This is a genomic window from Anaerovibrio lipolyticus DSM 3074 (assembly GCF_900141865.1).
Taxonomy (GTDB): Bacteria; Bacillota; Negativicutes; order Selenomonadales; family Selenomonadaceae; genus Anaerovibrio; species Anaerovibrio lipolyticus.
Window position 1 is genome coordinate 25,671 of sequence record NZ_FQYW01000009.1, and the last position, 12,470, is coordinate 38,140.

6 protein-coding genes and 1 pseudogene are annotated in these 12,470 nt (G+C 41.6%); all 7 read right to left on the reverse strand.

Going from position 1 to position 12,470, the window contains the following annotated elements:
- Positions 1–230: 230 nt before the first annotated feature.
- On the reverse strand, positions 231–800 hold the full coding sequence (locus tag B6K08_RS05840) for an RNA polymerase sigma factor (RefSeq protein ID WP_143254848.1): 570 nt from the start codon (positions 798–800) through the stop codon (positions 231–233).
- Positions 797–3,337, reverse strand: a complete 2,541-nt coding sequence (locus B6K08_RS05845; protein ID WP_080325677.1) for a SpoIIE family protein phosphatase — start codon at positions 3,335–3,337, stop codon at positions 797–799. The genes B6K08_RS05840 and B6K08_RS05845 overlap by 4 nt, the downstream gene beginning before the upstream one ends.
- Entirely contained in the window at positions 3,337–5,484 is a 2,148-nt protein-coding gene (locus B6K08_RS05850) for a SpoIIE family protein phosphatase (RefSeq protein ID WP_052211737.1), read from the reverse strand. The genes B6K08_RS05845 and B6K08_RS05850 overlap by 1 nt, the downstream gene beginning before the upstream one ends.
- 45 nt (positions 5,485–5,529) lie before the next feature.
- Positions 5,530–5,817 (reverse strand): annotated as a pseudogene (locus tag B6K08_RS05855) (STAS domain-containing protein); the annotation flags it as partial.
- 230 nt (positions 5,818–6,047) lie between these two features.
- Positions 6,048–7,430, reverse strand: coding sequence for a TolC family protein (locus B6K08_RS05860; RefSeq protein WP_039205997.1), 1,383 nt, complete (start codon positions 7,428–7,430; stop codon positions 6,048–6,050).
- 22 nt (positions 7,431–7,452) lie between these two features.
- Positions 7,453–10,221 (reverse strand): NHLP bacteriocin export ABC transporter permease/ATPase subunit, encoded by a 2,769-nt coding sequence (locus B6K08_RS05865; RefSeq protein ID WP_052211741.1) that lies wholly within the window; start codon positions 10,219–10,221, stop codon positions 7,453–7,455.
- A 13-nt stretch (positions 10,222–10,234) separates the two neighbouring features.
- Positions 10,235–12,463, reverse strand: a complete 2,229-nt coding sequence (locus B6K08_RS05870; protein ID WP_200810393.1) for an NHLP family bacteriocin export ABC transporter peptidase/permease/ATPase subunit — start codon at positions 12,461–12,463, stop codon at positions 10,235–10,237.
- Positions 12,464–12,470: the final 7 nt, after the last annotated feature.

Sequence of the window (12,470 nt, forward strand, 5' to 3'; positions counted from 1 at the left end):
AAAAACATACTTTTATAATTATTATCGAAATAATAAGAATTATAATTTACTACTTCCCTATACTTATATACGATTGATATTCTATTATCTTACAAAAAACTAACTTGAGAATTGAACTTATCTTATCACCGACTGACAGCAACATCAGTAAATGGATATACAAAAAGAGAGCACATCTGCTGATATGCCCTCCTTAAATAGATTTTTGAGGTAATACTGTTATTACTTTCTTATGTTTTTTCTAAAATTGTTTTCAACCGTTCACGGGCCTGCTTTAAGGCTACACGTACAGAGCTGGGAGCCATGCCTAGGGCTTCTCCGATTTCATTGGATTTCATGTTCATCCAATAGGTCATTTCCAAAATCTTCTGCTCACGCTCAGGCAGCTGCATAATTGCAGCCTTTAGCTCATCGTCCTGCTCCTTGTCAACATACTGCTGCTCTGGTGTAGCCTGCTGATCCGCCGGGTCAAAGCCCTCATCCCAGGAGGTATGGGCAGTATAAGCCTTACTCCCGTAGTGTTTGTTTACCACATTTTGGGCAATGCGAAAGAGCCAGGTGGAAAAGGCTCCCCGTTCCGGATCATAATCTCCCAGATGCTCATACATATTAAGAAATGTTTTACTGACAAATTCGTCAGCTAAAGAGCTGTCCTTTGTTTTTCCCAATAGATACTGATATACCCGAGGAAAATAATAATCATATAACTCTGTAAATGCTTCTTCATCAGTGATGGCCTGCCTGGCCCGCTGACTCCAATACAACGTGCTGGAAACCATAGCTACTGCTCCCTTAATCAAATCATTTTCTTTCTGATAGTGAGTATATTTTTCTTTCCCTGGCGTTCATAGGATATATTATCCACTTTTTTCTTTACCAAATATATGCCAAGCCCGCCTATTTCCCTGTCCTTCAGGGCAGCATCAATGTCTGGGTCATCCTTTTCCAATGGATTATACGGAACCCCTTCATCGATAAATTTAAGCTCAATTTCCGACGGTTTACCATAAAGCTTACCTTTTATAATTGCCACTGCTTCCTTGTCCTTATATGCATATTCTGCAATATTGACAAATATCTCCTCCACCACCAGCATCAGCTGATTTATTGAACGCTCTGAACAATCGATGGCACGTGATATTTCTGTAATAAAGGATACAATTTTAGGCAATTCCTCAACTTTTGCTGGAATAACTATTTCTTTTTCCGAGTCCATATCATCACATCCCTTATAATATAGAACCAACATGGTAATATCATCAGACTGCTCCACATTTTCTCCCGTTCCCTTTATGTGACTTATAACAGCCTCATTCATGCCCTTAATGATTTCCTTCGGAGCTGTTTCTGTACCCATTTCCCTAAGTACATGCTCCATTCTTTCCTTGGCAAAAAAATCCTGATTTCCATTTAAGGCACCTGTTACACCATTTGTGTAGAGGAATAAAAAGCTATTTTGCTTTAGATGTATTTTATTTTCAGTATTCTTCCAGTTAGCTTTTACACCTAAAACTGCATTTGTTTTGAAGGAAGGTAAATATGATATTGCTTCTCCATCCATCAAAGCAGGTGGATTATGGCCACAATTTACATAAGTAAACTCTCCTGTTTCAATATTTAATATTCCGGCAAAGACAGAAACAAAATAGTTTTCTTTATTGGCGTCAATAATCTGATTATTGGCATAATATAAAGCAGCTTCCAGGGTAACCCCCTTCTTCATTGCGCTTAAAATATTATTTTTAATTACTGTCTTTACTCCAGCCATAAACAAAGCTGCTGGAACTCCCTTATCGGAAACATCGCCTATGGTTACTGCCAAATACTTTTCATCAATTAAGTAATAATCGTAGAAATCTCCCCCCACCTCTTTAGCTGTATACATAGCGGCAGCCAATGAAAATTCATCTCTTGGTGGTAATGGAGAAGGCAACAGGGATATTTGAATGTTGGTAGCAGCAGAAAGCTCCGCCTCAACACGGGATTTTTCCTTGGCTCTATAGGCAATTTCCTGGGTATAGTGGTTAAGGGCATCGGTCATTTTATTAAAGTTTTCTGCCAGCTGCTCCAGTTCATCACCAGTATGTATCTGAATTTTGTATTGGAAATTTCCCTTGGCTATTTCATCCGCCCCAGCCATAAGGGCATATACAGGCTTGGAAACCCGTGTGGCAATTTTGGCACTGCAATATAAAATAAGGGAAAACAACACCAATGATATGACGATAGTTAAACCGCCCATCAATAAAATAATACGTGCAAATGATGTGTAGAAAATATTCATCTGCTCTACCATCCGATGTTGGGCAGTTACAGCATCCTTCATTACTTCTTCCTTTGATACGAGGGTCCCCATACACCAGTCAGTATTGTCAATAGGAGCGTAGGATAGGAAATATTCTTCGTTGTCTACAAACACCTTTTCATATCCTGTAAAGCGCTGACGCATCCGCTTTAAGACCTTGTTAGGAGGAAAAAATGACTTTTGGACGGTACTCAAAAGAATTACGCCCTTTTTATTTATAATAAAGCTCTCATGAACCTTTCCCTCTTCTTCCTGAATAAATAAGTTCTTTGGGGAACAGTCCACTCCTAAAACACCAGCTATACCATTTTGATCAAAGTACGGCATAACACAGGAAATAATTTTTACTCCCGTTATTGAGGTATATACATCACTAAATACAGGTTCCTGGCTATTCATTCCCTCTGTATACCAGCCACGCTTACGGGCGTCATAAGTATCACGCCATTCCTCACGGCTGAGTATGGCAACATACCCCTTTTCATCGGAAGTATCATAATAAATGGTATAGCCATTTTTGGAAGCAACAAAAACATTTACATAATACAATCCCAAGGATTGCATTTGCTCCCCTATATTTGATACCAGCTGAATTTCCTTTTCCAATTCAGGAGTTATCCCCTGGGACTTAAGCTCAGGACTAAAATGAACATAGGGTATTCCGCCAGGAAGATTTCCATCGGCAGCATTAGGAAGCTTCTTAAGCTCGTAGTTTTGTGGTGATTTTAATATCTCAGAAACTTCATTGGAAAGGTATTTTACATCCTCTTTTATGGCGTTTACTTCAAAGGATACTGTTTCGGACTTTAATTCCACAGACCTGTCCATAGTTTCCTGGGTCTGTTCCTTGGCAAAATCCCTGTTATAATCAGCTACAACGACGGTTGCTTCTTCCTTATTGGCATTAAAAGAATCCCATACCCCGTATAACCCATAAAAAAGGGAAGACCCCAAAAACAGGAAGCTCAATAAGCTGCCCAGCAGCATCAGCATAAACAATCTCTTTTTTATGTCCAGCTTCATTGCTTCCATCACCCTTTAACGCCATTATATTTTACGGCCACCATGGTTATATCATCAGATTGCTTTGCTTTACCAACAAATTTAGCAACATCCTGCCTTACGCTGTTTATAGTTTCCTTAGGAGAACTATCTCCCAAGTCTTTCAATATCTCCTCCATACGCTCCTTGGAATACATTTCCTTATCTTCATTCATGGCTTCAGTAACGCCATCTGTATAAAGGAGCAACAGGGAATCAGGCTTCAGCATAATGCTTTGCTGTTTATATTCAATGCCTTCCATAAATCCCATCATAGGACACTTTCCCTTTGGCAGATACAAAAGCTCCTTATCATGGAGAAGAACAGGTGCGTTGTGGCCAGCATTTACGTAAATCAGTTCACCAGTTACTGTATTCAGGACACCAGTCCATACAGTAACAAACATACCATCATTACTGAGCTGTGAACACTGATCATTAGCCAATGTAACTGCATTAGCCAATCCATCCTGATAATACAAATTAATACAATTTTTGAGTATAATCCTTGAAACTACCATGAAAATAGCGGAAGGAATCCCCTTATCAGATACATCTGCTATGGTGAAGGCCAAATGGGTATCATCCAAATAGTAGTAGTCATAGAAATCTCCACCGACCTCTATGGCAGGCTGCATATCAGCATCGAGAGAAAAAATTGATGATGTGATTCCTCCCTCAGGAAGCATTCCCTTCTGGATTTTTGTGGCTACGTCAAGACCAGCTGTAACTTCAGCCTGTTCCTGGGTTACTCTGGTCAGATCATCCATATATTTATTGAGATCCTTGGTCATGGCATTGAATCTGTCAGCCAAAAGCTCAATTTCATCGCCGGAGTTAATTGAAAGCTCATCCGAGAAGTTTCCCTCAGAAATATGTTTTACACCTTCTGATAATTTTCTGATAGATTTTGAAAAATGCCCCGCCATAGGACGGCTTACCAAAATGATTGAAATTAATAACAGAATAAATGCAATTAGACTAATTGTTCGAACACCGGAAAACACAAGCTGTAATTCATTTTGTATTTCCTTAAATTCTGATTTCACCAAATATCCAATATAGTCTGCTGGTTCCTGAACCTCATTGTAGGAAATAAGCTCTCCTAAACTCCAGCCCTGTGAACCCACAGGTGCATATACCAAAAAATAAGAGTCTTCGTAAATATCAACTACTGTGGAGCCTGTTTCTCCTGCAGTCATACTTTGAGCAGCTTGGGCCAATGATTCAATACCGGAATTGCGCAAATCAAAGTCGGAACGGTCTGTAGCCAAATCCTCCACGGATAAAGAGGAATAAATCACATGGCCTTTGGAATCCAGTAAAAAGCTGATATCACTCTTATCTCTTGTATTGTCTTCCATAGCCGCAGACAAGGTTGATGACGGAATTGAAACACCCAATACACCGGCTATTCCATCCTTATCCTTATATGGCATGGCAACAGATAACATTGCTCTGCCACCTGCTGAAGAATATAACGGAACATATAATGGTGCATCTTTTATTTCAGCCTGCATTACATATTTATACCAGCTTCTATCCCTGGCATCATAGTCTCTGGTCAGAGCCGCTTGGGGCAAATTAACCTTGTCATTATCATTCGGCAAGATATCCATGCGAAGGCTCCAGCCATTCTTGGAACCAATGTAAAAAAACAAAGGTCGGGCCTTTTCCCCCTTACTTAAATTATGCAGAGTAGCATTCAAATCGTTGGCAACCTCAACAGCATATTGAGGTGAATAATCATCTGCTCCCGGTAGATAATACCATTCACCGCTGTACACCGTCTCAGTGCGTGGATCCTTAGGTATAATACTTTTATTTTTGATTGATGAATCTGATATCTGGCTAATTTTATCGGATAATATTATTAAATTACCCTCCATTTCGCCAATGATCTCATTAATGTGATAAGCCTTTAAGCGAATAATATTTTCCAGTCGTTTGCGGGCCAGCTTCTGAGAATAGTTTACAGCTTCATCGCTTACCCCCTGAGCCATGGTAAAGGCCTGTTTGTCCAAGGTATCATAGGCTGTATTCAGCCCCAAGGTCAATATAGCCCCCAAAAGCACAGCGGTAATTAACCCGGAAATGCCCATGAGAAGCAATATTTTACGTCTAATATCCAACTTCACAGACATTTCCTCCCCATAAATACTACAGACTAATAATTATCACCATTAAGGCAGCTGTTCGACTGAATCTATCATGGTTACAAGCATATCCATATTGGAGTCTTCAAGAATCTCCTTTACAAATCCATCTGCACCGCAAATGACAAATTCTTTTCCATCTGCCTTGGATTTTTTGGCAAGTCGTAAGAGAACACGGATACCAGCAGAGGAAATATATTCCAGTCCTGATAAATCCGCCGCCATTTTTGCAGCGGCAGCCATAGTTTCCTCAGCCTTTGAGCCAACATCCTCGGCATTAACTCTGTCCAGTCTTCCCTGTAGAAATAAAACTGACCATCCTTTTTTTCCTCTATAGAAATATTAATATCTTCCACGTTTCTTCCTCCTTAAAATATCTCAGTACAAAACATAATCCCCAAAAGTAATCAAGGGAGTATATATAACTTAGCCCCTTGTCTAAGTTCATTTAGGCAAGGGACTCTAGTTATATTAATCTTTTCTTAACTATTACTATTCGTTATTCAATTGTAATTTCCTGCTTTGAAGCATTTATTGCATTCTAATTATCCATTAATTTCCGCAACCTTCAGTGCCTTATCTGCTGATAATCCACCTTTTTCTGCCTCAACATAAAGTGGAACATCCATATCCACAGGTACACCCATGGCCTTTTCCAAAGTCACACGATAAAGATTATATTGGTAAAGGGCATTGGAATAATTTGATCTGGCCTGAGTCAGCTTTTCCTGGGCATCCAGCAAATTTAGCAATATATCTACGCCTTCCTCATAACGGACTTGGGCTATAGTATAGCTTTCCTCAGCTTGCTTCACCGCCGCTGTAGCTTCTTTGATGTTTTTTTCCGCAATTTTCATTCTCTCGTATGCGGAACGTGTTTCCAGGCTAATATTCTTTTTTGTATATTCAGCATTATATTGTGATTGCTGTACCAAGGCATCAGCTTGGGATACATTGGCGGCAGTTACACCGTTATCAAAAATATTCCATTTAAAATTTATAACTGCGGATAGACTATCAGTACTTTCCATGCCAAAGGGTTGCCCTCCTGCAATCCCTCTTCCGATACTGCCGGAAACCTTTGGCCGATAGCCGGCCTTAGCTATATCTTTATTGGCATCAGCTATTTTTATACCATAATCTGCAGCGATTCCATCAGGACGATGCTCAAGAGCATATTCCTCGCATTCCCAAAGCTCTTTTGGATATGGTTCATAGGAAAATACATCTGTAGGCTCCACATTAACATTGTTGGAAAGGCCCATTGCATTAATTAAATCATATTTTGCAATTTCCATATTGCCCAAGGCTGACACCAGACTTTGACGGTTATTGGCCAAGCGTACCTCCATCATCAGCACATCCGCCTTGGCTACAGCACCTTCACTGAATTGTTCATTAATCAGCCTTAATTGGCTATTGGACATTTCCACTGCCTCCTTTGCAATTCTGGCCACATCCTTTTGATGCAGAAGATTTGCGTAGGCATTAGCTGTTTTGTACCTCACAGTCTGCTTTACATTTTCCAGATTCAAATCCGCCTGATTTAACAAATAGCGGTTCTTATCAATCTTTCCTTCCAGTTCTCCACCAGTATAAACAGGAATCGTAAGACTCCAGCTGTTGGAATATGAAGTATTATAAAAATACCTTCCAGTTCTACGAGATCTGTTACGACTGAAATTAGATTCCCAACCTACAGTTGGACCATCGGACCGCCGGGCAGATGACAGTCCCCATTTGCTGGCTTCCCTTCCCTTTTCTGCTGCATGAATCTGATCATTATTACTCAAAGCAATATCAATGCTTTCAGCCAGGGAAAGGCTCAAATTTTCTTCCGTATTTTCAATGACAGGCTGTGATTCGGCTGCAACCTGCCCTATATTACAGGCTACCAGCATTAAAGCTAAAATAAATGATTTCTTCATAAATGGATTCACCTTCTACAATCTATGCTATTTGCCTTTTTACAAGGTCAGCAAATATACCACCTTTTTCCACAAGCTCATCAAAGGTACCCATTTCCGCTAAACGACCATCATCCATGACAATGATGCGATCGCAGTTCCTTATGGTGGACAAGCGGTGGGCTACAATTATACGGGTGGCTTTTAGCTTATCCAAGCTGCGGGTAACAATTGCCTGGGAACGATTATCCAATGCACTGGTGGCTTCATCAAAAATAAGCAAAGAAGGTTTTCCGGCCAGAGCCCGGGCTATAAGAATACGCTGACGCTGGCCACCGGAAATATTAGAGCTGCCCTCACTGATTACTGTCTGCATACCCATTGGCATTTCCGCAATATCCTCAGCCACGCCTGCTGCCTCAGCGGCATCCCAGGCGTCGTCCTGGGTCAGATTTCTTGTACCTACGATGTTTGTATAGATATCCCCGGTCATAAGCTGGCCATTTTGCAATACAACACCTAACTGTGAACGAACCGAAGGAAGGGACAAGTCTGCCAGATTCTGTCCATCGTAGGAAATACTGCCCTTTTGTGGTTGTTCAAAGCCCAATAGCAAACGAACCAAGGTGCTTTTCCCACTGCCGGATTTACCAACAATGGCAACATTTTCGCCAGCAGCAATAGAAAAGCTAACGTTATGAATAACGTCATCGCCCTTAACTTCTATGGTTCCTCCATTGCCATCTGGTACTACCAACGTATATGCAAAGGACAGATTTCCCACCTCAAGGGCCCCGGAGAGCTGCCCAGCATCCTGCTTTTCCTCGTTGCTTTCCGGAACCTCATTTAAAATCGGCTTGAGATTTTCAATCTGAGGCTGAATGGCGAAATATTTGCCAATAAGGCCAAGGACTCCGCCTATTACACCATTAAAGCTGCTATAAGCTGAATTAAAGGCGATAAATTGAGCATAAGTAATACCGCTCTTAACAGTCTTACCATCCGGACCCAATTCATTCATACCATACATTGCTATCCAATAAAGAATCATTGTAAGAACAAACGGCTGAATGCTGGAAATAATGGAGGTATAGTTATTCTGCCACCGCAGCTTATATTCCCATTTCCAATGCTCACCAAAGGTTGATGCCCAAAGATTATATGCTTGCTCCTCGCCACCCTGCACACGGAATTTTGCAAGTCCTGCAAAAATTTGTTGTACCATACCAGCAGACTTATTGCCTGCATCAATGATTTTGCGCTGGAAATACAGTGTTCGGCGCATTACAGCCATGACAAACAGGGAATAGATCAGCCAAACTACAACTGCTGCAGCTGTGAGTTTTATGCTGTAGTAGCACATGAGGAAAATACTCCAAAATGAGAATATAAAGCTCAAAATAGAGCCAACGAATTCGCCGGACGCCAAGCTCTTGGCAACGCCAATTCCTCCCATACGGCTGGCCAATTCCCCCACAGTAAAACGACGGAAAAATTTGGTAGGCAGCTGCATAAGACGTCCCCACATGGCAGCCTCTGCCGAAATCTCAATACGGGTTGAAATACGCATTACTGCTATAGAGCGGACTATTCCCAAGGCAGCTGTGGTAAAGCTGGTTACCATCAGGGCCTGGGTTACTGTGGCCAGTCCCTGCCTATCTAAAATAGGTATAATATCCTGGAATATGGTTTCAGTAATTATTGGAGTAGCTAATGGAATACAGCCACCAAATAAACTGCAAATTATTATGGTTCGATAATCAGCTATCCAGCATTGATGGAAAATGAATTTAATTAAATCCCAAAGCTTCAGCTTGCGGGAAGGAAAACCAGCGTAGCAGGCAAAAGCATCCTTTTCGATATTTTTTGCTACTTCTTCAGTTACTAATATGCCCTCAGGCTTGTGCCGCAATATGGCACGATAAACCTCCGGCTGTTCTGGTATAAGTGCAGCCAATTCTTTTTCCCCTGTGTCTGGGGAGGTGTAATAGCCTATCATAACCCCTGTATCCTGCTTATACCAACCCTTAGGAAGGGTTATGAGGCGCATCTGCATATTTCCTTTTTGCATCAGACGGCGTATCAGACCAATATTATCCAATTTTTTGGCATTTTCTTCTGATATGCCTATGGATTCAATTGGCATTTTTAATGCCTTGCCAACCTGTTGCACCACAAAGGTTGTATCCATAGTTGTTTGCTGGGATGAAGAAACTTCTGCTTCACCGGCAAAAATATGCTCTTCACCGATTAAGCTGCGAATACCATTTTCTACCAATATTTTACGGGCCTTTTCCCGCATACTGATTCGTCTTGATAATCTGGTATCTTCAGCACCAAACCTCATTCCCAAAAACATAGACAGGACCTCTTCATGGTCCTTAAGCTCTGCAATTACTTGCTCCTGGCTGTCCATCTCTTTAAAAACATTACCTTTAAGCCAGGACTGGAGCATATCATCTCCCTTATCTGCCATAAGACGCAGCCAGGAGATTTCCATAAGGCGACCAAACCAGTGCTGAGCTACCCTAGCCAACTCATTGGCTTCAAGCTCATCAAAGGCAATTTCTGATAACTCAGCATCTTCCAAAGCATACAACTGAATATTTATCTCATCGAATTCATCAATGGAAGGAAATATGCACTCTCCCTCCTGAGCATTGATGAGATAATTTTGTCTAAAGGAAAGCTCATCATCTCCGTCTTTGGTGGTAGCATAAACCTCCACAATACCGGACATGACCTTTATTAATTTTTTATTGTCATATAACTGGAAGCGTTGGCCAGATAATAGCTTATGTGTTTTTATCATTGGCTTTGCCTCCTTACTGCTCTACAATTTCCATATCTTCCTGCTCACGTTCTTCAATAAGATGTCTATATGGTCCATCGTGCTTCATCATTTCGCGATGAACGCCTCTTTCCACAATCTTGCCATTTGAAAGTACAATGATTTCATCACAGTCTCTGATAGTGGAAAGACGGTGAGCCACAATAATACAGGTACAACCACGATGACGAATATTTTCCAATACAATTTTCTCTGTAATAGGATCAAGGGCACTGGTGGCTTCATCCAATATCAAAATGGAAGGATTCAGAGCCAAAGCCCGGGCGATTTCAAGACGCTGCCGCTGACCTCCGGAGAAATTGAGTCCCCCCTCTGATACCAGAGCCTCATAACCACCACTTAGCTTCATTATATCATCATGTATGCAGGCATCCTTTGCAGCTTGAACAATCTCACTTCTTCGCACCGTATTGTCAAAGAGTGAAATGTTTTCCGCCACTGTACCACTTATAAGGAAAATATCCTGATCTACTGCAGCCAGTGAGCTAAGTATAACCTTACGGGGCAGCTTTCTGCGTGACACTCCGTCAAAGGACAGGATACCACCCCATTCCTCATAAAGTCCTGTAATAACCTTGGCAATTGTGGATTTACCACTGCCAGAAGCTCCTACTATCGCTATCCATTCACCTGGGCGGGCATGAAGGTTAAAGTCTGAAATCAGAGGCTTTTCCAATGGACTATAACCAAAGCTGATATCTTCCATTCGGAGGTCACCTGAAAGCCTATCACGAGGATAGGACTGCTGAGCTTCTTCTTCCTCTGTAGGGAAATTCAATCTGTCAACTTCATAACAACGCACATCATTTAGACGCTGCATCTGCATTTCTGTAGTCTGCAGAGTGGAGCCCAAACCTACCAGGGCGTTTACTGGTGCTGTAAAGGAGCCCATCAGATGCTGAAACGCCATGAACATACCGGCAGTCATAGCACCCTCCATTATGGAGAAACCACCTATGGTCATAATCAATGCCCCATTAACACCTGATAATAATGTTGGCAAGATGGTTACTGACAATGACCAAAGAGCTGTTTCCTGAGAGGCAGTCAAAACCTTGGTCTGATACCCAGCCCATTTTGTAAAGAAATCTGATTCATCACCGTTGGCCTTAATAGTTTCAATCATTCTAAGACCATTCATGGCCACACCATAGGCCTTGCCCGCATCCTGCTGAATACGCATGTTTAAATCGGTAAGATGACGACGCATAGCCAAAAACAGTATGATTTCCACAGACATAAAGCACACACCGATAATTGTCAAGGTAACATTATATTGCAGCAACAGTAACAGATAGAAAAATGCTACAAACAAATCCAATGCTGCGGTAGCCGCCGGTCCGGACAATACACCGGCAATAGACTCATTAAAGGCCACGCGGCCTGCTACCTCAGCTGCATACCTTTGATGGAAAAATTGCATTGGCAGCTTCAACAGATGCCAAAAATATCTGGATGAATCCGATAACGTGAGCTTTCGCTGCCACAAGGTCAATACAACAGCCCTCAGCCAAGTTATAATACCAGATACTATGAAGGACAGGGTCATGGCAATACAGAAATTAGTCATCCATTCCGGATGTTTTCTTGTCAAAATATCATCAAGGAAAATCTGGGACATAACCGGGCTGGCCAATCCCGGAATAATTGCGCACAGCTCCAAAATCAGAATAAAGGTCATGGCCCAACGGTCTTCCATTAGCTTATGGAACATATCCTTGTATACGTTGTACCGGCGACCCTCCTTCTGGAAATTCTCATTTGGGGTAATGTGGAGAGACACCCCCGTATAGGAAGTACGAAACTCCTCAAGGGGAACTGTTCTCCGTCCCATGGCAGGATCATTGAGATAGGCCTTGCCATTCTTTATTCCTTCCAAAACCACAAAATGATTAAATTCCCAATGTATTATCAAGGGAAATATTTTTTCTGATTCCAATTTTAAAATATCATTGGTGGTCCAACGATAACCATTGGCCTCACAGTTACGGTTTCTTGCTGCCCTTATAACGCAGCTTGCCTTGGAACCATCGCGATTTACACCGCATTCTGCTCTCAGCTTCTCCAGGGGTATCCATAAGCCATAATGGGCGAGAATCATGGCCAAAGATGCAGCACCACATTCTGTAGCCTCCATCTGAAGTATAGTAGGTACCTTAACCCGTTGGTGACTGCTGGAAAAGAAATCTTTTATTTTTTCCACTAACATA